The sequence below is a fragment of the Paeniroseomonas aquatica genome, from assembly GCF_030409335.1.
GTDB lineage: Bacteria > Pseudomonadota > Alphaproteobacteria > Acetobacterales > Acetobacteraceae > Belnapia > Belnapia aquatica.
The window spans coordinates 48,292-73,624 of sequence record NZ_JAUFPN010000059.1 but is presented as its reverse complement, the minus strand read 5'-3'; the positions used below and the strand labels follow the sequence as shown (position 1 = coordinate 73,624).

Annotated in this window: 24 protein-coding genes; 9 read left to right on the top strand and 15 right to left on the bottom strand. The window is 71.6% G+C overall.

Annotated elements, in window-relative coordinates; all coding sequences use genetic code 11:
- Window positions 1-4 precede the first annotated feature (4 nt).
- Window positions 5-517 (bottom strand): cupin domain-containing protein, encoded by a 513-nt coding sequence (locus QWZ14_RS06685; RefSeq protein ID WP_290315852.1) that lies wholly within the window; start codon window positions 515-517, stop codon window positions 5-7.
- 101 nt (window positions 518-618) lie between these two features.
- Between QWZ14_RS06685 and QWZ14_RS06680 the strand changes: the two genes are divergently transcribed.
- Complete coding sequence (locus tag QWZ14_RS06680; protein WP_290315851.1) at window positions 619-1,218, top strand: cysteine dioxygenase family protein; 600 nt, start codon at window positions 619-621, stop codon at window positions 1,216-1,218.
- Between the two features lie 113 nt (window positions 1,219-1,331).
- Here the strand turns inward: QWZ14_RS06680 and QWZ14_RS06675 are convergent, their stop codons facing one another.
- Entirely contained in the window at window positions 1,332-2,066 is a 735-nt protein-coding gene (locus tag QWZ14_RS06675) for a CHRD domain-containing protein (protein ID WP_290315850.1), read from the bottom strand.
- Between the two features lie 195 nt (window positions 2,067-2,261).
- On the opposite strand from QWZ14_RS06675, the gene QWZ14_RS06670 reads away from it, so the two are divergent.
- Complete coding sequence (locus tag QWZ14_RS06670) at window positions 2,262-2,528, top strand: DUF3297 family protein (RefSeq protein ID WP_290315849.1); 267 nt, start codon at window positions 2,262-2,264, stop codon at window positions 2,526-2,528.
- 43 nt (window positions 2,529-2,571) lie between these two features.
- On the opposite strand, the gene QWZ14_RS06665 is transcribed toward QWZ14_RS06670, so the two are convergent.
- The 12 genes from QWZ14_RS06665 to QWZ14_RS06610 all read right to left on the bottom strand — a co-directional run bounded on the left by QWZ14_RS06665 (window position 2,572) and on the right by QWZ14_RS06610 (window position 15,422).
- Window positions 2,572-3,576, bottom strand: coding sequence for a branched-chain amino acid ABC transporter permease (locus QWZ14_RS06665; RefSeq protein WP_456307224.1), 1,005 nt, complete (start codon window positions 3,574-3,576; stop codon window positions 2,572-2,574).
- A 3-nt stretch (window positions 3,577-3,579) separates the two neighbouring features.
- Entirely contained in the window at window positions 3,580-4,464 is an 885-nt protein-coding gene (locus QWZ14_RS06660; RefSeq protein ID WP_290315848.1) for a branched-chain amino acid ABC transporter permease, read from the bottom strand.
- Window positions 4,465-4,499: 35 nt separating this feature from the next.
- The gene (locus QWZ14_RS06655; protein WP_290315847.1) at window positions 4,500-5,729 is read right to left on the bottom strand and encodes an ABC transporter substrate-binding protein; all 1,230 of its coding nucleotides are present in this window, start codon (window positions 5,727-5,729) and stop codon (window positions 4,500-4,502) included.
- Window positions 5,730-5,750: 21 nt separating this feature from the next.
- The gene (locus QWZ14_RS06650) at window positions 5,751-6,980 is read right to left on the bottom strand and encodes an ABC transporter substrate-binding protein (protein WP_290315846.1); all 1,230 of its coding nucleotides are present in this window, start codon (window positions 6,978-6,980) and stop codon (window positions 5,751-5,753) included.
- A 22-nt stretch (window positions 6,981-7,002) separates the two neighbouring features.
- Window positions 7,003-8,232 carry an ABC transporter substrate-binding protein gene (locus QWZ14_RS06645; protein WP_290315845.1) on the bottom strand — a complete coding sequence of 410 codons (1,230 nt, stop codon included), beginning with the start codon at window positions 8,230-8,232 and terminating at the stop codon, window positions 7,003-7,005.
- 61 nt (window positions 8,233-8,293) lie between these two features.
- The gene (locus QWZ14_RS06640) at window positions 8,294-9,517 is read right to left on the bottom strand and encodes an ABC transporter substrate-binding protein (protein WP_290315844.1); all 1,224 of its coding nucleotides are present in this window, start codon (window positions 9,515-9,517) and stop codon (window positions 8,294-8,296) included.
- 13 nt (window positions 9,518-9,530) lie between these two features.
- Window positions 9,531-10,271: an ABC transporter ATP-binding protein gene (locus tag QWZ14_RS06635; protein WP_290315843.1), complete on the bottom strand. Its 741-nt coding sequence runs from the start codon at window positions 10,269-10,271 to the stop codon at window positions 9,531-9,533.
- Complete coding sequence (locus QWZ14_RS06630) at window positions 10,264-11,040, bottom strand: ABC transporter ATP-binding protein (protein WP_290315842.1); 777 nt, start codon at window positions 11,038-11,040, stop codon at window positions 10,264-10,266. The genes QWZ14_RS06635 and QWZ14_RS06630 overlap by 8 nt, the downstream gene beginning before the upstream one ends.
- Window positions 11,041-11,212: 172 nt before the next feature.
- Complete coding sequence (locus QWZ14_RS06625; RefSeq protein WP_290315841.1) at window positions 11,213-11,797, bottom strand: amino acid synthesis family protein; 585 nt, start codon at window positions 11,795-11,797, stop codon at window positions 11,213-11,215.
- Window positions 11,798-11,939: 142 nt separating this feature from the next.
- A complete protein-coding gene (locus tag QWZ14_RS06620) occupies window positions 11,940-13,130 on the bottom strand; it encodes a radical SAM protein (protein ID WP_290315840.1) in 1,191 nt (396 codons plus the stop codon).
- A gap of 115 nt (window positions 13,131-13,245) precedes the next feature.
- Complete coding sequence (locus QWZ14_RS06615) at window positions 13,246-14,226, bottom strand: lysylphosphatidylglycerol synthase domain-containing protein (RefSeq protein WP_290315839.1); 981 nt, start codon at window positions 14,224-14,226, stop codon at window positions 13,246-13,248.
- A complete protein-coding gene (locus QWZ14_RS06610) occupies window positions 14,223-15,422 on the bottom strand; it encodes an amidohydrolase family protein (protein ID WP_290315838.1) in 1,200 nt (399 codons plus the stop codon). The genes QWZ14_RS06615 and QWZ14_RS06610 overlap by 4 nt, the downstream gene beginning before the upstream one ends.
- A gap of 83 nt (window positions 15,423-15,505) precedes the next feature.
- Here QWZ14_RS06610 and QWZ14_RS06605 point away from each other — a divergent pair, with 83 nt between their 5' ends.
- From QWZ14_RS06605 to QWZ14_RS06575, 7 genes are all read left to right on the top strand, one after another.
- The gene (locus tag QWZ14_RS06605; protein ID WP_290315837.1) at window positions 15,506-15,934 is read left to right on the top strand and encodes a MarR family winged helix-turn-helix transcriptional regulator; all 429 of its coding nucleotides are present in this window, start codon (window positions 15,506-15,508) and stop codon (window positions 15,932-15,934) included.
- Between the two features lie 66 nt (window positions 15,935-16,000).
- Window positions 16,001-16,873, top strand: coding sequence for an FAD binding domain-containing protein (locus tag QWZ14_RS06600; RefSeq protein ID WP_290315836.1), 873 nt, complete (start codon window positions 16,001-16,003; stop codon window positions 16,871-16,873).
- Window positions 16,870-19,554: a molybdopterin-dependent oxidoreductase gene (locus tag QWZ14_RS06595; protein ID WP_290315835.1), complete on the top strand. Its 2,685-nt coding sequence runs from the start codon at window positions 16,870-16,872 to the stop codon at window positions 19,552-19,554. The genes QWZ14_RS06600 and QWZ14_RS06595 overlap by 4 nt, the downstream gene beginning before the upstream one ends.
- The gene (locus QWZ14_RS06590) at window positions 19,551-21,038 is read left to right on the top strand and encodes a 6-hydroxynicotinate reductase (protein ID WP_290315834.1); all 1,488 of its coding nucleotides are present in this window, start codon (window positions 19,551-19,553) and stop codon (window positions 21,036-21,038) included. The genes QWZ14_RS06595 and QWZ14_RS06590 overlap by 4 nt, the downstream gene beginning before the upstream one ends.
- Complete coding sequence (locus tag QWZ14_RS06585) at window positions 21,023-21,868, top strand: UPF0280 family protein (protein ID WP_290315833.1); 846 nt, start codon at window positions 21,023-21,025, stop codon at window positions 21,866-21,868. The genes QWZ14_RS06590 and QWZ14_RS06585 overlap by 16 nt, the downstream gene beginning before the upstream one ends.
- A gap of 183 nt (window positions 21,869-22,051) precedes the next feature.
- The gene (locus tag QWZ14_RS06580) at window positions 22,052-23,128 is read left to right on the top strand and encodes a mandelate racemase/muconate lactonizing enzyme family protein (protein ID WP_290315832.1); all 1,077 of its coding nucleotides are present in this window, start codon (window positions 22,052-22,054) and stop codon (window positions 23,126-23,128) included.
- Window positions 23,125-24,294 carry a benzoate/H(+) symporter BenE family transporter gene (locus tag QWZ14_RS06575; RefSeq protein WP_353959277.1) on the top strand — a complete coding sequence of 390 codons (1,170 nt, stop codon included), beginning with the start codon at window positions 23,125-23,127 and terminating at the stop codon, window positions 24,292-24,294. The genes QWZ14_RS06580 and QWZ14_RS06575 overlap by 4 nt, the downstream gene beginning before the upstream one ends.
- 7 nt (window positions 24,295-24,301) lie before the next feature.
- Here QWZ14_RS06575 and QWZ14_RS06570 read toward each other — a convergent pair whose 3' ends face one another.
- Entirely contained in the window at window positions 24,302-25,276 is a 975-nt protein-coding gene (locus tag QWZ14_RS06570) for a Bug family tripartite tricarboxylate transporter substrate binding protein (protein ID WP_290315831.1), read from the bottom strand.
- Window positions 25,277-25,333 lie beyond the last annotated feature (57 nt).

Here is a 25,333-nt window from a genome sequence, read left to right as displayed (position 1 = left end):
CTCGTTACGCCGAGAAGTCTCCCACGGAGGGGGGCGGTTCGGAAGGCCAGGGGCCGCCGGTGACCGGGTCGGTGACGGGGTCCTCGACCATGTCGATGGCCGAGAGGGCCTCGGCGTGCTGCTCCTCGCTGCCGGTGAACTGCTCCGGCACCGCGCCGGGGGGATAGGCGCCGACCACCAGCAGGTCCGCGCTGGCGCCGAGGTTGCGGTGGCCGACGCCGGCGGGCAGCACCACCACGTCGCCGGCGGCGAGCGACAGCGTCGGGCCCGCGGCGCCGCCGAGCTGCACGCTGACCTGGCCGCGGGCGATGGCCAGGGCCTCATGCGCGTTCGGGTGGTAGTGGTGGAAGGGGTGGATGCCGTTGCGCCAGGCGGGCGGCCAGCCGTTGCGGGCAAACAGGGCCTCGGCGGTGGCGGGATCCCCGGGCGGCAGGGCGGCGCGGTAGAGCAGCGCCGGCAGCCGGGGGTTGTTCGGGATCCGGCCGTCATCGGCGAAGCGCAGCACTTCCGGTGTCATCCGCGGCCTCCTGGTCATGTCCCTGACAAGGCCGGAGCATGAAGGATCGTTCCAAATGGCGCCACCCCATGTAGTCTGGGAGGCCTGAGGGAGGGACTGACATGTCAGGGCTGATCAGGCTGCGCGGCTTCATCCAGGGCATGACCCGGCTGGCCGACCAGGGGGCGGACGAGCGCCGCTGGCTGACCGAGGGCGCCGGGCTGCTGGCCGGGCTGGTCGCGGTGGACGACTGGCTGCCGGAGGAGATGGCCGAGGCCGGCCCGAGCTACCGGCAGAACCTGCTGCATTGCGACCCGGCCGAGCGCTTCTGCGTCGTCAGCTTCGTCTGGGGCCCGGGGCAGCGGACGCCGGTGCACAACCACTCCATCTGGGGCCTGGTCGGCATGCTGCGGGGCGAGGAGATCTCGACCGAGATGCGGCCGGGGGCGCCGGGCCAGCCGATGCAGCCGGGCCAGGTGGACCGGCTCTCCCCGGGCCAGGTCGTGGCGGTCGGCGCCGATACCTACGACATCCACGTGGTCGAGAACGCCTACGCCGACCGCACCAGCATCAGCATCCACTGCTACGGCGGCAACATCGGCGCGGTCGCCCGCAGCGTCTTCGACCCGGCGACCGGTGCCACGAAGCGCTTCATCTCCGGCTACCACAATGCGCGGGTGCCGAATGTCTGGGACCGCAGCCGGGAGCTGGCCTCGGCCTGAGGGGAAAGTCCCGGCGGGCCGAGGCCCGCCGGTCTGGACGAAGAACCCGGCGGGTCGAGGCCCGCCGGTCTGGACGAAGAAACCGGCGGGCCGAGGCCCGCCGGAGGGCTGGCTCAGATGAACCAGTGGCCGGTCGCTTCGAAATTCGCGGTCACCTGGGCGCCGATGGCATCCCAGTCGACGATCCCGTTGGCATCGAGGCCGAGCGCGTCGACCGCGGCCAGCACGTCCGCCGCCGGGGCGACGGCCATGAGCTCGCCGGAGGCGACCGGCAGCGCCAGCTTGAAGCCGGCGGTGCCGTCCACCTCGCCGGCGGTGCCGGCGCCCTGGACGGCGTTCGTGGTCAGGCCGTGCAGCACGACCTCCTTGGCCTCGAGCGGGCTCAGGCTGGCCAGCACCGCCTGGGCGTTCGGGTCCTCCGCCGAGAAGCGGAAGACCTCGTGATAGGCGAGCACCCCATCGGCGCCGACGGTCGGGAAGACCGCGGCATCGGAGTGGTCGTGGCCGGCGGTGCCGTGGTCATGCGTCGCCGAGGCGGGGTCGAGCGTCAGGTTGAGCTGGATCGGGCCGTAGCTGACCAAGCCCTCGCCGAGTTCGACGAAGCCGTCGCCATCGGCGTCGAGCCGGATGGTGGGCGACTTGGAATCGGTGCCGTCCTCGAAGCCATGGATATGCTGGATGTGCATGCCCCCGGGCTCGAGGCCGGTCGCCTGGATGTCGACCGTCAGCGTGCTGGTGTTCTGGTCGAGCAGCAGCACGGCGTGCCCTGCGATGCCGGAATTGTTCAGGGCGGTGAAGTCGGTGGAATAGAGGGTGAAACCGTCTTGGACGAATGCTTCGTGTGCCATCTGCGTCTCCACGGGCCATCGAGGACCCATGGCGCTACGGCCCCCGGCGGATGCCGGATGCGTGACGATAATGCTTTTTCATGGGGTTCCGTCCGGGCGACGTTCCAGCCCCGTCGCGCCGAGGGTGATTGGCCTGCCGGCCCTGGCTGGCTATGACAGCGCCACGCCACCCACCCAGCCGGAAGGCCAAAGCCGATGCCCATGGACGAGACCGCGACCGAGAGCCCCGCCGCCCTGCCCGACCGGCTGGCGACCAACCCGAAGAGCCCCTTCCACAACCCGGAGCTGCTCGCGCGCGGGGTCGGCATCCGCTTCAACGGGGCGGAGAAGACCAACGTGGACGAGTATTGCGTCAGCGAGGGCTGGGTGCGGCTGACCGTCGGCAAGAGCGTCGACCGCCACGGCAACCCGATGACCATCAAGCTGAACGGGAAGGTCGAGCCCTACTTCCGCCAGGACTGAACGCCGGGGGCCGCGGCACGCCGCGGCCCCCGGCCTAGCCGGGTCAGAGCTTGACCTTCAGCAGGTTGCCGATCTCGCCGACGATGCCGCGGCGGAAGGCGAGCACGCAGACCACGAAGATGACGCCCTGGATCACCGTCACCCAGGCGCCGAGCTCCGCCAGGTAGTTCTGCATGGCGACGATGACCGCGGCGCCGATCACCGGGCCGAAGACGGTCCCGAGCCCGCCGACCAGGGTCATCAGCACCACCTCGCCCGACATCGACCAGTGGACGTCGGTCAGGGTGGCGATGCCGAAGACCAGCGACTTGGTGGCGCCCGCGACGCCGGCCAGCGAAGCCGAGAGGATGAAGGCCATCAGCTTGTAGTCGTCGGTCCGGTAGCCGAGCGAGGTGGAGCGCGGCTCGTTCTCCTTGATCGACTTCAGCACCATGCCGTAGGGCGAATGGATGATCCGGTGGATCAGCAGGAAGCCGAGCAGGAAGACCGCGGCCACCACCCAGTACATGGTCAGGTCGGTGTCGAGCGAGACCAACCCGAAGAGCTTGCCCCGCGGGATGGCCTGGATGCCGTCCTCGCCGCCGGTGAAGGGCGCCTGGACGCAGAAGAAGTAGATCATCTGCGCCAGCGCCAGCGTGATCATGGCGAAGTAGATGCCCTGGCGGCGAATGGCGACCCAGCCGGCGATGGCGCCGAGCCCGGCGGCGACCAGCCCGCCGGTGATGATCGCCAGCTCCGGGGTCATCCCCCAGGCCTTGGCGACATGGCCGGCGATGTAGCCGCCCATGCCGAAATAGGCGGCATGGCCGAAGCTGAGCAGCCCGACGTAGCCGATCAGCAGGTTGAAGGCGCAGGCAAACAGGGCGAAGCAGAGCAGCTTCATCAGGAAGACGGGGTAGAGGAAGAAGGGCGAGATCGCCAGGAAGGCGATCATGAGCCCGAGCGCGCCGAACTGCGCCCGGGAGAAGCCCCAGATCCCGTGATCGTCCTTCACCGGGGCGGGGATGGCGCCGGCCGCGGCGCCGGCGGCGATGCTGGTGTCAGGCATGGATCAGGCCCTCCCGAAGAGGCCGGCGGGGCGTGCGACGAGCACGATCGCCATGATGACGAAGACGACGGTGGCGGAGGCCTCCGGCCAGAAGACCTTGGTCAGGCCCTCGACGATGCCGAGGCCGAAGCCGGTGACGATCGAGCCGATGATCGAGCCCATGCCACCGATGACCACCACCGCGAAGACCACGATGATGAGGTTGGTGCCCATCTGCGGATTGACCGAGTAGATCGGCGCGGCGAGCACGCCGCCGATGGCGGCCAGCGCCACGCCGAAGCCGTAGGTCAGCGTGACCATGCGGGGCACGTTGACGCCGAAGGCCTGGACCAGCGGCGCGTTCTCGGTCGCGGCGCGGAGGTAGGCGCCGAGCCGGGTCTTCTCGATCAGCAGCCAAGTGGCGAGGCACAGCACGAGCGCCGCGACCACGACCCAGCCGCGGTAGATCGGCATGTACATGAAGCCGAGGTCCCAGGCGCCCTGCAGCTCCGGCGGGATGCGGTAGGGCAGGCCCGAGGAGCCGAACTGATTGCGGAAGATGCCCTCGATGATGAGGCCGACGCCGAAGGTCAGCAGCAGGCCGTAGATGTGGTCGAGCTTGTACAATCGGCTGATCATCAATCGCTCGAGCACCACGCCGGTGAAGCCGATGATGATCGGCACCAGCACCAGCGCCCACCAGTAGTTGAGCCCGAGCCACTCCAGCAGCATCCAGGCGGCGAAGGCGCCCATCATGAACTGGGCGCCATGGGTGAAGTTGATGATGTTGAGCAGGCCGAAGATCACCGCCAGCCCGAGCGACATCATCGCGTAGAAGGCGCCGTTGATCAGCCCGAGCAGCAGTTGCCCGAACAGCAAGGGCGCGGGGATGCCGAAGATTTCGTCCATGCGGGTCAGCGGTCCTTAGAGTTCATGGAGAGCGGTCAGCTGCGGACCAGCGGGCACTGGCCTTCCGCGAGGGGGCGGAAGGCTTCGTCACCCGGCGTGGTGGCCACCAGCTTGTACAGGTCCCAGGGGTTGGTCGAGGCGCCCGGCGCCTTGACCTCGAAGAGATAGCCGGGATGGATCTTGCGGCCGTCGGCGCGGATGGTGCCGGGGCCGAAGGCGTCGTCGTCGCAGGGCATCGCCTTCATGCGGCCCACGGCATCGACGCCGCTGGCCCTGGCGGCGGCCACGCCCATGTCGGCGACCGCCTTCAGGTAGTGCAGCACGGCGCCGTAGCAGCCGGCCGGCACCATGGCGGGCGGGCGGTCCTGGTTCTTGGCCCGCACCCGCTGGGTCAGCGCCCGGGTGCGCTCGTTCAGGTCCCAGTAGAATGCCTCGGTCAGCAGCAGCCCCTGCCCGCTCTCGAGGCCAAGCGACTTGATGTCGACCACGCCCATCAGCAGGGCGGCCAGCTTCATCTGCCGGTGCAGGCCGAATTCGCGGGCGCCCTTGATGCAGTTGACCGTATCGGTCGAGGCATTGGCGAAGCCCAGCACCTTGGCCCGGCTGGACTGCGCCTGCAGCAGGAAGGCGGAGAAGTCGGTGGTCGCCGGGAAGGGGTAGCGGGCCGAGCCGACGATGCGGCCGCCCTGGGCCCTGACGAAATTCGAGGTGTCGCGCTCGAGCGCATGGCCGAAGGCGTAGTCGGCGGTGATGAAGTACCAGCTGTTGCCGCCCTGCTTGACGATGGCGGCGCCGGTCGACTTCGCCAGCATGTAGGTGTCGTAGGTCCAGTGGACCGTGTTCGGGCTGCACTGCGGCCCGGTCAGGTCGCTGGTCGCGGCACCCGAGTTCAGGTGGACCTTGTTCTTCTCCCGGGCGATCTGGTTCACCGCCAGCGCGACCGAGGAGGTCGGCAGGTCGACCACGGCATCGACGCCCTGGTCGAACCATTGGCGGGCGATGTTGGCGCCGACGTCGGGGCGGTTCTGGTGGTCGGCCTGCAGCACCTCCACCGCGAAGCCGCGGGCGCCGAAATCCTGCACCGCCTGCTGGGTGAGCACGACGCTGCCCGGCCCCGTCGTGTCCCGGTAGGGGCCGGACATGTCGGAGATGACGCCGATCCGGATGGTGTTCGCCGCCTGGGCGCGCGCCGATCGGGGTCCAGCCAGAGACGCGGTGGCGGCAGCAGCCCCCGCGGCGAGCAGATCACGTCTCTGGATGGCCATCGTCTCTCTCCCTGTCTTGTCCTAGCTGCGGATCAGGCTGCACCCACCCTCGTTCATGGGACGGAAGGCCTCCTCCGCCGGGGTGGTCTGCAGCAGCTTGTAGTAGTCCCACGGCGCCTTGCTCTCGGCCGGGGTCTTCACCTCGAAGAGGTAGCTGGGGCAGAGCTTGCGGCCATCCTCGCGGATGCGCCCCGGCCCGAAGGCGTCGTCGTCGCAGGGCATCGCCTTCATGCGGTTGACCACCTCGAGGCCCGAGGCCTTGGAGGCCGGGACGCCCATGTCGGCGATGGCCTTCAGGTAGTGCAGCGCCGCCGAGTAATTGGCGATCGAGGCCATGTTCGGCTTGATGTCCTTCAGCCGCGGCTTGAGCCGCTCGGTCACCGCCCGGGTGCGGTCGTTGAGGTCCCAGTAGAAGCTCTCGGTCAGCACCAGCCCCTGCGCGGTGTTGAGGCCGAGGGCATGCACGTCGGGCAGGAACATCAGCAGCGCCGCGAGCTTCACGCCGCGCCGCGTCACGCCGAATTCGGCCGCCTGCTTGATGGAGTTGATGGTATCCGCCCCGGCATTGGCCAGGCCGATGACCTTGGCGCGGGAGGATTGCGCCTGCACCAGGAAGGAGGAGAAGTCCGAGGTCGAGGGGAAGGGATAGCGCACCGCGCCGTTCACCTTGCCGCCGGCCGCCTTGATGAAGGCGGTCGCGTCACGCTCCAGCGCATGGCCGAAGGCATAGTCGGCGGTGATGAAGAACCAGGAATCCCCGCCGGCCTTCACCATGGCGCCGCCGGTCGACTTGGCCAGCATGTAGGTGTCGTACATCCAGTGCACCGTGTTCGGGCTGCACTGGGCGCCGGTGAGGTCCGAGGTGGCCGAGCCGGTGTTGATATAGGCCTTGTTCTTCTCCCGGGCGACGTTGTTCACCGCGAGGCCGACCGAGGAGGTCGGCACGTCGAGGATGAGGTCGACGCCCTGGTCGTACCATTGCCGGGCGATGTTCACCCCGACATCGGGCTTGTTCTGGTGGTCGGCCGAGATGACCTCCACCGTGAAGCCCTTGTTGCCGAACTCCGCCACCGCCTGGCGGGTGCATTCCACGCCATAGGGGCCGCTGATGTCCCGGTAGGTGCCGGACTGGTCGTTCAACACGCCGATGCGGATGGTATTGGCGGCCTGCGCCCGGCCGAGCCGCGGCAGGGCGGGCATCATGGTGGCCCCGAGGGAGGCGGCCAGCAAGCTACGGCGGGTTGCACTCATCGGCGATCTCCGGGGCGATGGATCAGGTGCGGGCCAGGGCGCAGCCGCCCTCGCTGAGCGGGCGGAAGGCGTCCTCGGCGGCGGTGGTCTGCAGAACCTTGTAGTAGTCCCAGGGCTTCTTCGATTCCGCCGGGGTCTTCACCTCGAGCAGGTAGCTCGGGCAGATCTTGCGGCCGTCGACGCGGATGGCGCCCGGCCCGAAGCAGTCGTCGTCGGTCGGCATGGCCTTCATGCGGTTCACCGCCTCGGTGCCGGAGGCCTTGGCCGCGGCGACGCCCATGGCCTGCACCGCCTTCAGGTAGTGCAAGGTGCCGGAGTAGCAGCCGGCATGGATCTGGTTGGGGTAGAGGTTCGGCATCTTCGGCAGCACGCGCTGGGTGAAGGCGCGGGTGCGGTCGTTGAGGTCCCAGTAGAAGCTCTCGGTGCAGACCAGCCCCTGCCCGGTCTCGAGCCCGATCGAGTGCACGTCGGTGATGAACATCAGCAGCGCGGCCAGCTTGGTGCCGCGCTTGGTGATGCCGAACTCGGCCGCCTGCTTGACGCAGTTGATGGTGTCGGAGCCCGCATTGGCGAAGCCGATGACCTTGGCGCGGGAGGATTGCGCCTGCACCAGGAAGGAGGAGAAGTCCGAGGTCGCCGGGAAGGGCGTGCGCACCTGGCCAAGGACGCGGCCGCCCGAGGCCTTGACGAAATTCCCCGTGTCGCGCTCCAGCGCATGGCCGAAGGCGTAGTCGGCGGTGATGAAGAACCAGGTATCGCCGCCCGCCTTCACCATGGCGCCGCCGGTCGACCGCGACAGCATGTAGGTGTCGTAGGACCAGTGCACCATGGTCGGGCTGCATTGCGCGCCGGTGAGGTCCGAGGTGGCGGAGCCGGTGTTGATGTAGGCCTTGTTCTTCTCGCGCGAGACGTTGTTGACCGCGAGGCCGACCGAGGAGGTCGGCACGTCCATGATCATGTCGACGCCCTGGTCGTACCATTGCCGGGCGAGGTTCACGCCGACGTCGGGGCGGTTCTGGTGGTCGGCGAAGATCAGCTCGACGTTGAAGCCCTGCTGGCCGAACTCGCTGATCGCCTGCTGGGTGCAGGCGACGGAGCCGGGGCCGGTATTGTCCTTGTAGGTCCCGGACATGTCGTTCATCACGCCGATGCGGATGGTATTCGCCGCCTGGGCGCGCGTCAGCCGCGGCAGGCTGGTCACCGCGGCGGCGGTGGCTCCGGTGCCCAACAGGGCGCGGCGGGTCATCTGCATCTTGGTTCTTCCCCTGTTGGCGCCGCGCGGTTCTTGTGCCGCGCGGTTCGGCCTTGGTCTGTCAGCTCCGGACGAGTGGGCAGCCACCTTCGGCCAGCGGGCGGAAGGCCTCGTCGATCGGCGTGGTCTGCAGCAGCTTGTAGTAGTCCCAGGCACCCTTCGATTCGCCCGGGGCCTTCACCTCGAACAGGTAGGCCGGGTGGATCTTGCGGCCATCGGCACGGACCGAGCCCGCCCCGAAGCAGTCGTCGTCGGTCGGCATCGCCTTCATCCGGGCGACCGCCGCGGCGCCGTCGGCCTTGGCCGCCGCCGGGCCCATGTCGGCCGCGGCCTTCAGGTAGTGCAGCACCGCGCTGTAGCAGCCGGCATGCGACATCGACGGCATGTTGCCGGCCATGTGCGGCTTCACCCGGTTGGTGAATGCACGGGTGCGGTCATTCAGGTCCCAGTAGAAGGTCTCGGTCAGCACCAGCCCCTGCGCCGCCGCCAAGCCGAGGGCATGGACGTCGTTGATGAACATCAGCAGCACCGCGATCTTGGTGCCGCGCCGGGTGATGCCGAACTCGGCCGCCTGCTTCACCGCGTTGACCGTATCGGCGCCGGCATTGGCCAGGCCGATGATCTTGGCGCGGGAGGATTGCGCCTGCACCAGGAAGGAGGAGAAGTCGGTGTTGCCGAGCGGCGCCCGGACGTTGCCGAGCACCCGGCCGCCGGAGGCCTTGACGAAATTGCCGGTGTCGCGCTCGAGCGCATGGCCGAAGGCGTAGTCGGCGGTGACGAAGAACCAGCTGTCGCCCCCGGCCTTGACCATGGCGCCGCCGGTCGACTTCGCCAGCATCCAGGTGTCGTAGGTCCAGTGGATGGTGTTCGGCGTGCACTGCGCCCCGGTGAGGTCGGCGGTGGCCGCGCCGGAGTTCAGGAAGACCTTGTTCTTCTCCCGCACCACGCCGTTCACCGCGAGGGCGACGGCGCTGTTGGGGACGTCGACGATGACGTCGACGCCGTCGCGGTCGAGCCATTGCCGGGCGATGTTGCTGCCGACGTCGGGCTTGTTCTGGTGGTCGCCGGCGACGACCTCGACCGTGAGGCCGGAGCGGGCGCCGAAGTCCTGGATCGCCTGGCGGACCGCGGCGACCGAGGTCGGGCCCGAGATGTCCTTGTAGACGCCGGACTGGTCGTTCAGCACGCCGATCTTCAAGGTGGCGGCTTGCGCCCGGGCACCACGGCCCAGCAGCAGGGGAGAGGCGGCGGCAGCGGAGAGGAGGCTGCGGCGGGCGAACGACATGCGGGGACTACTCCTAGACGCCGAGGTATTCGTGCAGGCGGCCGAGCGAGGCGGTGAGCTCGTCGTTGCGGACCATGTCGACGACGCGGCCATGCTCCATGACGTAGTGGCGGTCGGCGACCGTCTGGGCGAAGCGGAAGTTCTGCTCGACCAGCAGCACGGTGAAGCCGCGCGCCTTGATCTCGCGGATCATCCGGCCGATCTGCTGGACGATGACCGGGGCGAGGCCCTCGGTCGGCTCGTCCAGCAGCAGCAGCTTGGCCCCGGTGCGCAGGATGCGGGCGATGGCCAGCATCTGCTGCTCGCCGCCCGAGAGCTTGGTGCCCTGGCTGGAGGCCCGCTCCTTCAGGTTGGGAAACAGCGTGTAGATGGTGTCGAGGTCGAGCCCGCCCGGCAGCACCACGGGGGGCAGCAGCAGGTTCTCGGTGACGTTGAGGCTGGCGAAGATGCCGCGCTCCTCCGGGCAGTAGCCGATGCCGGCGCGGGCGATGAGGTCGGAGCGCTGGCCGATGGTCTCGACCCCGGCGTAGCGGATGCTGCCGGTGCGACGGCCGACCAGGCCCATGATGGCGCGGAGCGTGCTGGTCTTGCCGGCGCCGTTGCGGCCGAGCAGGGTGACCACCTCGCCGGGGTGGACGTCGACGTCGACGCCGTGCAGGACATGGCTCTCGCCGTACCAGGCCTGGAGGTCGCGGATCTCGAGCAGGGCGGCGCCGGTCTGGGCGGGGCGCGCCGGGGCGATGGCTTCAGACATGCGCCGGGGCTCCTTCGGCGGTGGCTTCGGTGCCGAGGTAGGCGGCGATGACATCCGGGTTGCGCGAGACGGCGGCGTAGTCGCCCTCGGCCAGGACGCTGCCGCGGGCCAGCACGGTGATGGTGTCGCAGAGGCCGGAGACCACCTTCAGGTTGTGCTCCACCAGCAGCACGGTGCGGCCGACCGAGACGCGCTTCACCAGCGCGACGATGCGGTCCACGTCCTCATGCGTCATGCCGGCGGTGGGCTCGTCCAGCAGCATCATGGTGGGGTCGAGCGCCAGGGTGGTGGCGATCTCCAGCGCGCGCTTGCGGCCATAGGGCAGCTCGCCGGCATTGGCGCGCGCATAGGAGGTGAGGCCCACGTCCTCCAGCAGCTCCATGGCGCGGTCGTCGAAGGCCCGCAGCAGGCTGTCGGAGCGCCAGAAGTCGAAGCTGCCGCCGCGCTGGCGCTGCAGCGCGACGCGCACGTTCTCCAGCACCGTCAGGTGGGGGAAGACCGCCGAGATCTGGAAGCTGCGGACCAGGCCGAGCCGGGCCACCTCGGCCGGCTTCATGCCGGTGATGTCGCGGCCGTCGTATTTGATCTGGCCGCGCGTCGGCGCCAGGAACTTGGTCAGCAGGTTGAAGCAGGTGGTCTTGCCGGCACCGTTCGGGCCGATCAGACCATGGATGCTGCCCCGCCGGACCTTGAGGGACACGTCGCTCACCGCGACGAAGCCCCGGAATTCCTTGGTCAGCCCGATTGTTTCCAGGATGGAATCAGTCACCCGGATCGCTCTCCCCGAAGCGGTCACCCCAGGAAGTCCCTGGGGGCCGTCATTGCGGCTAGGTATGGCCGGGCGGGCGGCCGGATGCAAGCTGTGCTGCGGCTTTCCCCCGCGGAACGGGCGGCCCTGCCGGTCACAAGCGCGGTTGCCGCGCCCGGGGCGGGCGGGCGGCCTAGCGCAGCCCGTCCTGGCCGATCATTTCGGCCGTGGTCAGGCCGCCGATGCGCGGGCTGGGGCGGCCGCCGTCGGTCAGCGCCAGGCAGACCAGGATCTCGTTCGCCCGCGGGGCATCGGGCAGCCGCGCCTCGATCGCGTCGAAGTGGCTGCGGACCAAGGCGGCGTCCTTGTGGCCGAGCGGCACGTCGATGCCGGTGCCCGGCCCGCCCGACTTCTTGGCCGAGGGGATCAGCGCCGGCCCCTTCCCCAGCGCAGCCCGCACCGGGGCGCCCATCTTCGGGTGCAGCAGGGCGGCGGCATGCTCGAGTTCTCCCCCCTCCCCCACGATGGCGGCCTTGCCGAAGCTCTCGACCTGCCCGCCCGGGATGCCGAGGGCGGCGATGGCCCGCGCCGCGAGCAGCGCGCCCAGCTCCTCGCCCTGGGCGACCAGCTCGGAAAGGTCCTCCACGTAGCGGCCGGCGAAGGGGTTCTCGATGACGGCGCAGGCGACGACGCGGCGGATGGGGCGGGCGAGGTCGCGGCCCATCTCGCGGTGAGTCTCGTCGAGGATGGTGCTGAGCTTGCGGATGATGGCGGGCATGGTTGGGTCCTCAAGGAAGGTCGGGGAGGAAAAGTACTTCCTCCCCGAACCCCTCCTTTCCTTTTTATTAGTAAGAATTCTTAACTAATAGAAACAGATGAGGGGCTTGGGGAGAATACCTTCTCCCCAACCTTGGCTTGCTTCAGCTCCGCCCCGCCAGCTTCGCCAGCCGCGCCCCATGCCCGATCACCGCGCCCAGCGAGCCGAGGTTCCGCCCATCCGCCAAGGCCGCCAGCCCGGCGCCGATCTTGCCTTCCTTGAAGCGGGCGAAGGCGTCGCCGATCGAGATGCTGAAGTGCAGCATGATGCTGGCGTCGCGGTAGCAGTCGGTGGTGCAGGCCTGGCAGGGGTCGCGCATGACCTTCTCGGGCGTGAAGTCCCAGACCTTGGAGATCGGCGCCTTCCAGTCCTCGCAGCGCCAGAGGTCGTAGTTCCAGTCGAGGTAGAAATACTTGTAGCCGGCATGGCAGGTGAAGCGCTCGCCCTCGCCGGTCAGGCGGCGGCGCATGTCGGCGATGGCGGCGCGCGGGTTGTGCACGGGGATGACGGCGCGGGCGCGCTCGACGCCCGCGAAGGCGGTCAGCAGCTCGTCCCGGGACATGTCGACGAGGTCGCTGTCCTCGGAATAGACCAGGGAGGAGGAGCCGAGGGCTGCCTTGCGCGGATAGGAGAAGGTGACGGCGGCGAAGCCGAGCTCCTTCAGGAAGTGGCCGAGGGCTTCGTAGTCCTTGACCAGCCGGGTCATGGCGACGCTGGCGATCGGGGTGACGCCCTTGGCGGACAGGCGGGTATTGGCGTCCTTGATGCGGGCGCAGACGCCCTTCAGGCCGCGGTTTTCCTCGTGGAGGTGGGCGTGCTCGCTGTCGATCGAGATGAAGATGGTGGTGATGCCGCTGGCGGCGATGGCATCCACCTTGGGCGGCAGCAGCCAGCCGTTGGTGACCATGGTGGGCTGCACGCCCTGGGCGGTGGCCTCGCGCACCATCTCGATGATGCGGGGGTGCAGCAGCGGCTCGCCGCCCATGAAGGTGGCGAAGCGGACGTTGCCCTTCTCCCGCATATGGGCGAGGGCCTTGGGGAAGAGGTCGGCGCCGAGCCAGCTGCGGTGCTTCACGAAACCCTTGTTGTGGGCGAAATTGCAGAAGTCGCAGGTGGCGTTGCACATGTTGGTGACGGAGAAATTGCAGATCGCCGGGCCGCCCTGGGGGATCAGCCGCAGCAGGTCCATCACGCCGGCGGTCCTGGGGTCGCGCGCCTTGGCCGGGGCGGTCGCCGTATCCATGACGAGAGGCGCCAGGTCGGCGGTCATTGCGTCGGTTGCCTTGCTGGCCATCAACTATCCCCTTGCGGCCCGGCGGCAGCGCCACCCGGTCGATCCGGGGCGGCGCGGCAGTCCACGGGGCCAGTGCGGTGGTTCGGGACCCATGTGGGGAGGCCCGGCGGTTTCCCTAGCGCATAGCCCTGGTTTCGGCCCGCTGCCAAGCGATAAGGCCGGGCAGGCTGAGGCAGACCTCGCGGGTGCGGCGGACCAGGGCGACGGCCAGCGCCGCGCCGGGCGGGACCCCGACCAGGGCGGCGGCGCCGATGATGGCGCCCTCCTGCACGGCCAGCGCCCCCGGCAGCATGAAGCCGACGTTCCGCAGCGCCTGGGCGAGGCTCTCGATCACCAGCGCATCGGCCAGCGAGACGGGGTGGCCGAGCAGGGCCAGCACGCCGGCGATCTCGACCGCGCCGAGCAGCCAGGAGCCGGTATGCCACAGCGTCGCCAGGGCGAGCCGCGGCCAGTCGGCGTGGAGGTCGAGGATGGATTGCTGCAGCCCGTGGATCCAGGCCGGGTCGATCGCCGGCCAGCGGCGCGAGAGCCGCACCATGCCGCGCTCCAGCAGGGCCAGCGGCAGGTTGCGCTGGAAGGCCAGCATGGCCGCGGCGCCGGCCAGCGCGATGCCGAAGCCGGCGGCGGCGAAGCCGAGCAGGCCCGGGCCATCCCCCACGCCCAGCAGCAGCGCGACGCCGGCCAGGGTGAAGAACAACTGGGAGACCGCCTCGAGCGTCAGGTCCACCGTCGCGGTGGCGCCGGCCAGCCGCCCCGGGACGCCGCGCCGGGTGAGCAGCCGGGCGGCGGCGGCCTGGCCGACTAGGGCGCCGGCCGGCAGCAGCGCATTGGCCGATTCGCGGAACCAGCGGAGCATGGCCATGGTGCCGAAGGCGGGACGCCGGTCGGGCGGCAGCAGGGCGCGCCAGGCGGCCGCGGTCAGCAGGATCTGCGGGATATGGACCGCGGCGGAGATGGCGACGGCGGCCGGCAGGTCGGCCAGGATGGCGCCGAGCCCGGGCAGCTCGCTGTAATTCAGCGCGACGACGGCGGCCAGCGCCAGCGCGCCCAGCAGCACCCCGTTGCGGATGCCGCTGTTCCAGCCGGGCAAACTCAATGCCCGAGGACTTCCGGCACCCGCTCGGCGGGCGGGGTGTTGCGGCTGCGGCCGCAGCGCATCGTGCCGTCGATCATCACCCCGCCGATGCCGGGGATGTCGCCCAGTTCGATGCTGTGCAGCAGGCCCCGGCCGGCGGAGTGCTGGGCACGGTCGAGGAAGACCAGGTCGGCGGCGCGGCCCGGCTCGATCAGGCCACTGTCGAGATTGCGGATGCGGGCGGTATTGCCCGTCGCCAGCGCGATGGCCTGGGCCGCCGGGATGCCGCCGATCGAGGAGAGCAGCGAGATCATGCGGAGGATGCCGAGCGGCTGGACGCCGGAGCCGGCCGGGCTGTCGGTGCCGAGGATGACCCGGTGCAGCACGTCGAGGTCGCGCGCCGCCTGCACCGCGGCGATGGCGACGCGTTCGTTGCCGTTGTGGACGATCTCGATGGCGCGGGTCGAGCGTTCGCAGAGCTCGCAGACATGCGCCTCGGAGAGCGAGGTATGGCCGCCGTTGATGTGGCCGATGATGTCGGCATCGGCCTCGAGCACCGTGTCGCGGTCGATGTAGCCGCTGCCGGGGACCGAGGGGCCGCCGGTGTGGATGGTGGACTGGATGCCGTATTTGCGGGCCCAGGCGACCATCTCCCGCGCCTCGTAGCCGGCCTTGACGGTGCCGAGGCCGACCTCGCCGAGCAGGGTCACGCCGGCGGCGGCGAGTTCGGCGAAGTCGCTCTCGACCATGCCCTTCTCGAGCACCGGGGCGCCGGCCAGCACCTTCACCCCGGCCGGGCGAAGGTTGTGGAAGCTGCGCTGGGCGAAGATCGCATGCGCCTTCAGCCCGATGATGTCGCGCGGCCGGCCGGGGGAATGAACCTCGCCGGCCGAGATCATGGTGGTGATGCCGCCATTGAGGCAGCTTTCGACCCAGCCCATCTGGTTCTGCCGCGGCGTCCAGTCGCCCAGCACCGGATGGACGTGGCTGTCGACCAGTCCGGGAGAGACCGCGCCACCATGCGCGTCGATGGTGGAATCGACCGGGCCGCGGGCGGCCAGCTCGGCCCCGCGGCCGATGGCCAGGATGCGGCCATCCTCGATCAGGATGGCGTCGGCCTCCAGGATCGGTGCCGCCAGGTCGCCCGAGAGCAGCAGGCCGATGTTGCGCACCAGGATGCGGCCCTTCGCCGGGCCGGAAATCGCCTCCATCGCCATCGCTCGGTCCCCTCTGTCCGCGCCGGAGTCTAGCGGCCGGTCGGTCGTAAGCCTAGAAACGAAAGCGGGGTGCGGAGGCGCCGATGGACCAGGAGCCGGAAGACTACGTGCTGGAGGAGCAGGTCGGCCACCTGCTGCGCCGCGCCTACCAGCGGCACCTGGCGCTGTTCCAGGGCATCATGGGCGAGGACGGGCCGACCTCCATGCAATTCGCCGCGCTGCACGTGCTCTGGCGGCGCGGGCCGCTGTCGCAGAACCTGCTCGGCCGGGCGCTGGCGATGGACCCGCCGACGGTCAAGGGCGTGGTGACGCGGCTGATGGCGCGCGGGCTGGTGGTGCGCGACCGGGACGCGGCGGATGCCCGGCGGCTGCGGGTGGCGCTCACCCCGGCGGCGCTGGCGGCGCTGCCGGCCTGGGTCGGCAAGGCCCGGGCGGTGACGGCGGCGACGCTCGCGCCGCTGTCGCGCGAGGACCAGGCGCGACTCGGGACGATCCTCGGAAAGCTCGGGTGAATTCGGTTGTGACCCCGGCATGACGCTCGCTAGACTTGTTAGTGTGCACATGATCGGGGCGCCAGCATGACCGCCTATCACCGACCCGGAACGCTGGCGGAGGCCCTGGCGCTGCTGGCGGCGGCCCCCGCGCCGCCGCTGCTGCTGGCGGGGGGCACGGATGTCTATCCGGCGCGGGCGGGGGCGGCGGCCTGGGGGCGGGCGCCGGATGCGCGGGCGGTGCTCGACCTCTCGGCCATCGCCGGACTCGCCAGCATCGAGGATCGCGGCGACCACCACCGGATCGGCGCCGGGGTGACCTGGGCGGGGTTGCGGGATGCCGCCCTGCCCGCTTGGTTCGACGGGCTGCGTGCGGCGGCGGGCAAGGTCGGCGGGGCGCAGGTGCAGAACCGCGGCACCCTGCTGGGCAATCTCTGCAACGCCTCCCCCGCCGCGGACGGGGTGCCGCCGCTGCTGGCGCTGGATGCGACGGTGGAGCTGGCCGGCGTGCGCGGGGTGCGGCGGCTGTCGCTGGGCGCGTTCATCCTGGGCAACCGGCGGACGGCGCTGGCGGCGGATGAGCTGGCGGTCGCGCTGCTGGTGCCGAAGGCGAGCGCGGAGGCGGTCGCGGGCTTCGAGAAGCTGGGGGCGCGGGCCTACCTCGTGATCTCCATCGTCATGGTGGCGGCGGTGCTCGAGGCGCCGGGCGGGCGGATCGCCCGGGCGCGGCTGGCCGTCGGCGCCTGTTCGGAGGTGGCGCAGCGGCTGCCGGCGCTGGAGGCGGCGCTGGAGGGCGTGGCGCCGGCCGAGGCGGCGCAGGTGGTGCAGCCGGCGCATCTGGCCGGGCTGGCGCCGATCGGCGACGTGCGGGCAACCGCGGATTATCGGCAGGAGGCGGCGGTGGTGCTGCTGCGGCGGCTGCTGGCGCGGCTGGCGGCGCCGCTGCGGGTGGCGGCATGAGGATGCTGGTGAATGGCACGGCGCGGGATGTCGCCGCGGCGCCGGAGACGCGGCTGAGCCTGGTGCTGCGCGATGCGCTCGGGCTGGTCGGGACCAAGTCCGGCTGCGACGCCGGGGATTGCGGCGCCTGCACGGTGCTGCTGGATGGCAAGCAGGTCTGTGCCTGCCTGGTGCCGCTGGCCCAGGCCGAGGGCGGCGCGGTGCTGACGGTGGAGGGGCTGGCGGCGCTGTCGCTGGGCGCGGCGCTGCAGCGGGCCTTCCTCGCGCATGGCGCGGCGCAATGCGGCTTCTGCACGCCGGGGATGCTGCTGGCGGCGATGGAGTTGCTGGCCGTGGAGCCGCGGCCGGCGGTGGCGGCGGTCGAGGTGGCGCTGGGTGGCGTGCTCTGCCGCTGCACCGGCTATCGCAAGATCATCGATGCGGTCTGCGCAGCGCATTCCTTCCTGGACGCGCCCGCGGTGGTGCTGCCGGCGGCGGGCGCGGCGGTGGGGGCGCGGATGCCGCGCGCCGATGGCCAGCCCAAGGTGGATGGCGCGGAGGTCTATGGCGCGGATGCGGCGCCGGCGGATGCGCTCTGGCTGCGGCCGGTGCGGAGCCCGCATGCGCATGCGCGCTTCACCCTGGGCGATTGCGCGCCGCTCTACGCGCGGCATCCCGGGCTGGTGAGGGTCCTCACCGCAGCGGACGTGCCGGGGCGGAACGGTTTCGGCATCTACCCGGATATCAAGGACCAAGCGGTGTTTGCCGCGGGGCTGGTGCGCTACCGCGGCGACACGGTCTGCGCCCTGGTCGGGGAGCGGGCGGCGGTGGAGGCCATCGCGGTGGCGGAGCTGCCGATCGTCTGGGAGGTGCTGCCGGCCCTGGCGGATCCCGGGGCGGCGCTGGCCCCGGGCGCCCCGGCGCTGCACGACCGCTGGCCGGACAATGTGCTGACCACCGGGCGGCTGGCCTGCGGCGATGTCGATGCGGCGCTGGCCGGGGCGGCGCATGTCGCCGAGGGCGCGTGGCAGACCGGCTTCGTCGAGCATGCCTATATCGAGCCCGAGGCGGGCTGGGCCCGGCGCGTCGGCGACCGGATCGAGGTCCATGCCTCCACCCAGGCACCGTACATGGATCTGGAAGAGGTGGCGGGGGTGCTGGGCATTCCGCAGTCCGCGGTGCGGATCGTGCCGACCGCCTGCGGCGGCGGCTTCGGCGGCAAGCTCGACGTGGCGGTGCAGCCGATGATCGCGGTGGCCGCCTGGGTGCTGCGGCGGCCGGTGCGGGCGGTCTGGACCCGCGGCGAGAGCATGGCGAGCAGCACCAAGCGGCATCCCGCACGCATCACCGCGCGCGCCGGCTGCGATGCCGCGGGGCGGCTGGTCGGCTTCGAGTTCGAGGGCGTCTACGACACCGGCGCCTATGCCAGCTGGGGGCCGACCGTCGCCGGGCGGGTGCCGGCGCATTCGACCGGGCCCTACCGCATGCCCCATGCGCGGAGCCGGGCGCGGGCGGTGCTGACCAACAACCCGCCCTCCGGTGCCTTCCGCGGCTTCGGCGTGCCGCAGGCGGCCATCGCGCAGGAGGCGCTGTGGGACAAGCTGGCCGATGCGGCGGGGCTGGACCGGCTGGAATTCCGGGTGCTCAACGCGCTCCGCCGGGGCGATGCGACGGCGACGGGCCAGGTCATCGCCCATTCGGTCGGGCTGGTGGAGTGCCTGGAGGCGCTGCGGCCGCGCTGGCGGGAATTGCGGGCGGAAGCCGCGCGGGCCAATGCGCGCGGCGGGCTGCTGCGGCATGGCGTGGGCGTTGCCTGCATGTGGTACGGCATCGGCAATACCGGCATGTCCAATCCCTCGACCATGCGGGTGACCTTGGCCCCGGAAGGGCGGCTGGTCTTCCACAACGGTGCGGTGGATATCGGCCAGGGCAGCACCTCGGTGCTGCTGCAGGTCGTGGCCGATGCGGTGGGGCTGCCGGTGGCGGATTTCGCCCTGGTGCTCGGGGATACCGACCTGACCGCGGATGCCGGCAAGACCAGCGCCTCCCGCCAGACCTTCGTCAGCGGCCGGGCGGCGCTGGAGGCCGGGCTGGCGCTCCGGGATGCGATCCTGCTGCGCGCCAATGCCGGGCCGGAGGCGCGGCTCGCCTTGGAAGCTGGGCGGTTGCTGGTGGATGGGCGGGCGATTGCGCTCGAGGCGCCGCTGGAGGGGATCGGGCGCTTCGATCCGCCGACGGTGCCGATGGACGCGGATGGCCAGGGTTCGCCCTATGCGACCTATGGCTTCGCCGCGCAGCTCGCGGCGCTGGCGGTGGATACCGAGCTGGGGACGGTGCGGCTGGACCGCATCGTCGCGGCGCATGACGTGGGACGGGCGATCAACCCGATGCTGGTCGAGGGGCAGATCGAGGGCGGCATCGCCCAGGGCATCGGGCTGGCGCTGCTGGAGGAATACCTCCCCGGCCGGACCGAGAACCTGCACGACTACCTCATCCCGACCATCGGCGACGTGCCGGTGATCGAGAATATCCTCATCGAGGATCCGGAGCCGCTCGGCCCCTATGGCGCCAAGGGGATCGGCGAGCCGGCGCTGGTGCCGACGGCGCCGGCGATCTTCTCCGCCATCCGGGATGCGACCGGGGCGGAGATCACCCGCGTCCCTGCCCTGCCCCACCGCGTGCTGGAGGCACTCCGCACATGAGCGACCGGACCGCGATCTTCGGCGCCCGCGAGGGCAACGAGGGCATCGTGCGCTGCGATGCCTGCCCGGTGCTGTGCCGCATCCGCCCGGGGCGCGCGGGCGCGTGCAGCCGCTATGCCAACCGGGATGGCGCGCTGGTCCGGACCGATCCGCTGGTGCTGATGGAGCGGACCGTCGATGCGGGCGGGGAGACGGTTCCCTTCCTCGAAGGCTCCGAGGATTGGGCCGGGGGCTTGGCGCCCCAAAGGGACAAGGCGACCTTCGTCACCGCCATCGGCGCTGGCACGACCTACCCGGACTACAAGCCGGCGCCCTTCATCGTCGGCTCGCGCCATGCCGGCGTCGATACCGTCACCGTCGTGACCGAGGGGATCTTCAGCTACTGCGGCCTGAAGGTAAAGATCGACACCGACCGGCACCTCGGCGCCGAGACCGCCGCGGTGCGGGTCGATGGCGAGCAGATCGGCCATGTCACCACGGCCGAATACGGCAGCCAGATGCTGAGCCTCGGCGGGGTGCGGCACCTGACGGGCGGCTCGAAGCGGGAGGGCAACGTCACCTGCGCGGCCATGCTGGCGCTCTGCAACAAGCAGGCGGTGGAGGTCTCGATCGACGGCGGGCCGAGGCTGGTGCTGCAGGCGGGCACGGCGCCCATCGTCGACGGCACGCCGGAGCGGCGGATGCGGGTCGGCTGCGGCTCGGCCGCCATCGGCATCTTCGCCCGGCAGTGGCACGGCCATGTGGACGAGGTGATCGTGGTCGACGACCACATCACCGGGGTGCTCAGCGAGCACCAGGCGGGCAGGTGCCTCGACGTGCCGCCGAGCGGCATCCGCGTGCGCGGCCGGCGCTCGACCCCGGGGCGGTACTTCCAGGTGGCGCAGCCCGGCAAGGGCTGGGGCGGCACCGATATCACCGACCCGCTGGCGGTGATCGAGCGGATCGATCCGAAGATCGCCTGGCCGGGGCTGCGGCTGCTGCTGACCAGCACCACGGGCGAGGACTCGCTCTACTGCGTGCTGGATGAATCGTTGCGGCCGGTGCCGGTTCCGGCGCCGGAAGCCGTGGCCCGGACGGTCGAGCGGATCGGCGAGAATTGCGAGCCGGCGCTCACCTCCATCCTCTTCATGGCCGGCGCGGGCGGATCGTTGCGGGCGGGTGTGACCGAGAATCCCGTGTTGCTGACCCGCGAGGTGCAGGCCTCGCTGGTGCGGGTGACGATCGGCGGCGCGCCGTGCATGCTCTGGCCGGGGGGTGGGATCACCATCATGGCGGATGTGCTGCGGATACCGGATGGCGCCTTCGGCCATGTGCCGACGCCGGCGCTGGTGGCGCCGATCGAGTTCACCCTGGGCGCGGAGCTCTATGCCCGGCTGGGCGGGCATGTGGATCATGCGGTGCCGCTGGAGGCGCTGCTGGCCGAGCATGGCGGCGGCGCCCGGCGCGAGGGCTGGATCGCGGGGAACCCATGGCCGCTGCCCTAGCCTTGCTGCCGGACGGCCGGCTGCACCTGCAGGAAGGGCCGATCGACCTGGTGATCGGGCTGGAAGGCACCCGGGCCGGGATCGCCGAGGCGGCCCGGCGGGCGAGCGCGCGCTTCGACGGGCTGCTGGCCGGGCTGGTGGCCGAGCTGCCGCTGCTGCGCCAGCCGCTCGGCGTCGACCGGCCGGCGCTGCGCGGCGCGGTGGCGCGGCGCATGGCGGATGCGGTCTGGCCCTTCCGCGCCGGCTTCATCACCCCGATGGCGGCGGTCGCCGGGGCGGTCGCCGAGGAGGTGCTGGCCGCCGTCGCCGGCCTGCGCGGGCTGACCGCGGCGCATGTGAACAACGGCGGCGACATCGCGGTGTACCTGGCGCCGGGCGCCACGCTGCGGGTCGGCGTGGTGCAGCGGCTGGCGGTGGCCATGCCGGAGGCGCTGATCCGGCTCAGGGCCGGCGACGGGGTGCAGGGCATCGCCACCAGCGGCTGGCCGGGGCGAAGCTTCTCCTGCGGCATCGCCGATGCGGTGACGGTGCTGGCCGCCGGCGCCGCCCGGGCCGATGCCGCGGCGACGGTGATCGCCAATGCGGTGGATGCCGCGCATCCGAGCATCCGCCGGATGCCGGCGCAGCTGCTGGACCCCGACAGCGACCTCGGCGACCGGGAGGTGACCGTCGCGGTCGGGCCGCTGCCGGCGGCGGTGGCGGCCGAGGCACTCGATGCCGGCGAGGCGCGGGCCGAGGCGCTGCTCGCGGCCGGGCTGATCCAGGGCGCGGCGCTGGTGGTCGGCGACGCGGTGCGCCTGGTGGGCGGCAGCCTGGGCGACTGGCGGTAGGGCGGCTAGAGCGGTTTCCGTTCGCACTGGCTCACGGAGCCCGCTCTAGCTTGTTGTTCTGGCGAGCGAATATCTCCGGTCTGATGCGTCCATCAGATCGGAGTTTGCTCTAGGGTCGCGCCGGGCCGCGGATCCCGCGGCCGGGGCCGCGGGATCCGCGGCCGGGTCCAGGGGATACCATCCATGCGCATCACCGCCGTCACCGGCCGGATACTCAGCACGCCCTTCAGCTACGGCAATCCGGCCGGGCGGGGCGGCAACCTGCACCTCCGGGCCATGGACACGCTGCTGGTCCGGGTCGAGACCGATGCCGGCCTCACCGGCTGGGGCGAGGGCTTCGGCTTCTCCCTCGTCGGCACCACGCAGGAGGCGCTGGTCGGGCTGCTGGCCCCGGCCTGCCTCGGCGAGGACCCGGCGGACATCGCCGGGCTGATGCTGCGGCTGCAGCGGCGCTTCCACAATTTCGGCCGCAACGGGCCGATGAGCTTCGCGCTGGCCGGCCTCGACATCGCGCTCTGGGACATCGCGGCCCAGGCGGCGGGGGCGCCGCTGCATGCGCTGATCGGCCGGGGGAACCGGGACCGGGTGCCGGCCTATGCCAGCCTGCTGCGCTACGGCGATCCGGAGCTGGTCGGCCGCGCCGTCGCCACCGCGGTGGCGCGCGGCTATGGCCGGATCAAGCTGCACGAGGTCGACCTCGCCTGCATCCGCGCGGCGCGGGAGGCGGCGCCGGCCGAGATCCCGCTGATGCTCGACATCAACTGCGCCTGGGACACGGCGGAGCAGGCCGTGGAATTCTGCCGCGCCGTCGCCGGCATGAACGTCCGCTGGGTCGAGGAGCCGGTCTGGCCGCCGGAGGATTTCGCCGCCATCGCCGCGGTGCGGGCGGCGGGCGGCGTCGGCATCGCCGCCGGCGAGTGCCTGGGCGAGCCGGCGAGCCTCGGCGCCATGATGGCGGCCGGCGCGGTCGACGTGGTGCAGCCGAGCGTGACCAAGATCGGCATCAGCGGCGTCCTGGCGGTGCAGGCGCTGGCGAAGCGGCACGGCGTCGCGGTGGTGCCGCATTGCCCCTATTTCGGCCCCGGGCTGCTGGCCAGCCTGCACCTGCTGGCCGCGGCGCCGGTGGAGGAGCCGCTCGAGGTCTATTTCGCCGACCTGGCGACGCCGCCCTACCCCGGGCTGATCCCGCGCCAGGGCTTCGTCGCGGTGCCCGATGGGCCGGGCCTGGGCATGGAACTGGACCCGGTGGCCCTGGCTTGAGCGGGCTGCGCTCCGGCCTCTCCTGGCCGGCGCTGGCGGCCGGGCTGCTGGCGGGCTTCGTCGGCTTCGCCTCCTCCTTCGCCGTGGTGCTGCAGGGGCTGCGCGCCATGGGGGCGGATGCGGCGCAGGCAGCCTCCGGCCTGATGGCGCTGTCGATCGCGATGGGGCTCTGCGGCATCATCCTCAGCGCCTGGCGGCGGATGCCGATCAGCGTCGCCTGGTCGACGCCGGGGGCGGCGCTGCTGGCGGCCTCGGCCATGCCGGAGGGCGGCTTCCCGGTCGCGGTCGGCGCCTTCCTGATGTCCGCCACGCTGCTGGTGGCGGCGGGGCTGTGGCGGCCGCTGGGCCGGGCGGTCGCCGCCATCCCGGCGCCGCTGGCCAATGCCATGCTGGCCGGGGTGCTGCTCGGCCTCTGTCTCGCGCCGATGCGGGCGGTGGCGGAGGCGCCGGCGATGGGGCTCGCCATCGTGCTGGCCTGGGCGCTGGTCGGGCGGGTGAACCGGCTGCTGGCGGTGCCGGCGGCGGTGCTGGTGGCGGGCGGGCTGATCGCCGCGACCGTCGCGCTGCCCGAGGGCATCCTGGCGGCGGCGGGCCCGGTGCCCGTCTGGGTGACGCCGGCCTTCACCTGGCCGGCCGCGGTCGGCCTGGCGCTGCCGCTGTTCATCGTCACCATGGCCTCGCAGAACATCCCGGGCATGGCGGTGCTGGCGGTGAACGGCTACCGGCCGGCGCCGGGGCCGCTGTTCACCGTCACCGGCCTGTTCAGCCTGCTCGGCGCCCCGCTCGGCGGCCATGCGGTGAACCTCGCGGCCATCACCGCCGCGCTCTGCGCCAGCCCCGAGGCGCAGCCGGACCCGGCGCGGCGCTGGTGGGCGGCGGTGGTGGCCGGGCTCGTGTATGTCGGCTTCGGGCTGCTGGCCGGGGCGGCGGTCGCCTTCGTCGGCGCGGCGCCGCCGGTGCTGATCCAGGCGGTCGCCGGGCTGGCGCTGCTCGGCGCCTTCTCCGGCGCGCTGCACGGGGCGCTGGCGGTGCCGGCGCAGCGGGAGGCGGCGGTGATCACCTTCGTGGTCACCGCCTCGGGCCTGTCGGTGGCCGGGGTCAGCGGCGCCTTCTGGGGGCTGCTGGCGGGCGGGGCGATGCTGCTGCTGCATCGCCGCCGGGGGTAGGGCCGGCTCAGTCGGTGCGGATGTTCGCCGCCTCGGCGATGCGCTTCCAGACGGCGGATTCGCGGGCGATGGTCTCGGCGAACTCGGCCGGGCTGGTCCAGTTGGCGGCGGCGCCCTGCCCCGCCAGGCTGTCGCGGACCTCGGGCGTCTCGCTGGCGGCCTTCAGCACGGCCGAGAGCCGGTCGCGGATCGGCGCCGGCAGCCCGGCGGGGCCGAGGATGCTGTACCAATTGTCGGCCAGCAATTCGGGGTAGCCGAGCTCGGCGGTTATGGGCAGGTCGGGCGTCGCCGGGTGGCGGCGCCTGCTGGCCAGGGCGACGGCCACCAGCGCCCCGCTGCGGATATGCGGCATGATGACGGGCAGGTCGGCGAAGAGCAGCTGGATCGAGCCGCCGAGCAGGTCGACCACCGCCGGCGCCGCGCCGCGATAGGGCACCACCGTCACGTCGAGCCCGGTCTGGCTGCGGAACAGCTCGGCCGCCAGGTGGGAGATGCCGGCCGAGCCGGCGGTGCCGATATTCAGCTTGCCCGGGTTGCGGCGGCCATACTCCAGCAGCCCGGCCATGTCCTTCACCCCGAGCGAGGGCGTCGCCACCAGGGCTTCCGGCACCAGCGTCAGGATGCTGAGCGGGGTGAAGTCCTGCGGCACCCGGTAGGGCATGTTGGCGCTGACATGCGGCAGGATGACCAGCGGGCCGCTGCTGGTGACGACCAGGGTATGGCCGTCGGGCGCCGCCTTGGCCGCGGCATCGACGCCGATGGTGCCGCCGGCGCCGCTGCGGTTCTCGATCACCACCGGCTGCTTCAGCATGGCCGACATCGGCTGGGCATAGAGCCGGGCGATGATGTCGTTCGGCCCGCCGGGGGGATAGGGTACCAGCAGGCGGATCGGGCGGGAGGGCCATTCCGCCGGCTGCGCCAGGGCGGGACGGGCGAGGCTCGGGACCGCGGCGGCGGCCAGCAGGTGGCGACGGTGCAGCATTGGCGTTCCCCCGGTTTTGCCGGGGATGATGCGGCGCCGGGCCGCATCCGCCAAGGG

Coding starts and splice junctions, on each gene's coding strand:
- QWZ14_RS06680 (WP_290315851.1), top strand. CDS start 619: ATGTCAGGGCTGATCAGGCTGCGCGGCTTCATCCAGGGCATGACCCGG.
- QWZ14_RS06595 (WP_290315835.1), top strand. CDS start 16,870: ATGAGGATGCTGGTGAATGGCACGGCGCGGGATGTCGCCGCGGCGCCG.
- QWZ14_RS06610 (WP_290315838.1), bottom strand. CDS start 15,422: ATGGCGATGGAGGCGATTTCCGGCCCGGCGAAGGGCCGCATCCTGGTG.
- QWZ14_RS06605 (WP_290315837.1), top strand. CDS start 15,506: ATGGACCAGGAGCCGGAAGACTACGTGCTGGAGGAGCAGGTCGGCCAC.
- QWZ14_RS06655 (WP_290315847.1), bottom strand. CDS start 5,729: ATGGCCATCCAGAGACGTGATCTGCTCGCCGCGGGGGCTGCTGCCGCC.
- QWZ14_RS06590 (WP_290315834.1), top strand. CDS start 19,551: ATGAGCGACCGGACCGCGATCTTCGGCGCCCGCGAGGGCAACGAGGGC.
- QWZ14_RS06620 (WP_290315840.1), bottom strand. CDS start 13,130: ATGGCCAGCAAGGCAACCGACGCAATGACCGCCGACCTGGCGCCTCTC.
- QWZ14_RS06660 (WP_290315848.1), bottom strand. CDS start 4,464: ATGGACGAAATCTTCGGCATCCCCGCGCCCTTGCTGTTCGGGCAACTG.
- QWZ14_RS06650 (WP_290315846.1), bottom strand. CDS start 6,980: ATGAGTGCAACCCGCCGTAGCTTGCTGGCCGCCTCCCTCGGGGCCACC.
- QWZ14_RS06665 (WP_456307224.1), bottom strand. CDS start 3,576: ATGCCTGACACCAGCATCGCCGCCGGCGCCGCGGCCGGCGCCATCCCC.
- QWZ14_RS06600 (WP_290315836.1), top strand. CDS start 16,001: ATGACCGCCTATCACCGACCCGGAACGCTGGCGGAGGCCCTGGCGCTG.
- QWZ14_RS06585 (WP_290315833.1), top strand. CDS start 21,023: ATGGCCGCTGCCCTAGCCTTGCTGCCGGACGGCCGGCTGCACCTGCAG.
- QWZ14_RS06670 (WP_290315849.1), top strand. CDS start 2,262: ATGCCCATGGACGAGACCGCGACCGAGAGCCCCGCCGCCCTGCCCGAC.
- QWZ14_RS06635 (WP_290315843.1), bottom strand. CDS start 10,271: ATGTCTGAAGCCATCGCCCCGGCGCGCCCCGCCCAGACCGGCGCCGCC.
- QWZ14_RS06625 (WP_290315841.1), bottom strand. CDS start 11,797: ATGCCCGCCATCATCCGCAAGCTCAGCACCATCCTCGACGAGACTCAC.
- QWZ14_RS06645 (WP_290315845.1), bottom strand. CDS start 8,232: ATGCAGATGACCCGCCGCGCCCTGTTGGGCACCGGAGCCACCGCCGCC.
- QWZ14_RS06675 (WP_290315850.1), bottom strand. CDS start 2,066: ATGGCACACGAAGCATTCGTCCAAGACGGTTTCACCCTCTATTCCACC.
- QWZ14_RS06570 (WP_290315831.1), bottom strand. CDS start 25,276: ATGCTGCACCGTCGCCACCTGCTGGCCGCCGCCGCGGTCCCGAGCCTC.
- QWZ14_RS06580 (WP_290315832.1), top strand. CDS start 22,052: ATGCGCATCACCGCCGTCACCGGCCGGATACTCAGCACGCCCTTCAGC.
- QWZ14_RS06685 (WP_290315852.1), bottom strand. CDS start 517: ATGACACCGGAAGTGCTGCGCTTCGCCGATGACGGCCGGATCCCGAAC.
- QWZ14_RS06640 (WP_290315844.1), bottom strand. CDS start 9,517: ATGTCGTTCGCCCGCCGCAGCCTCCTCTCCGCTGCCGCCGCCTCTCCC.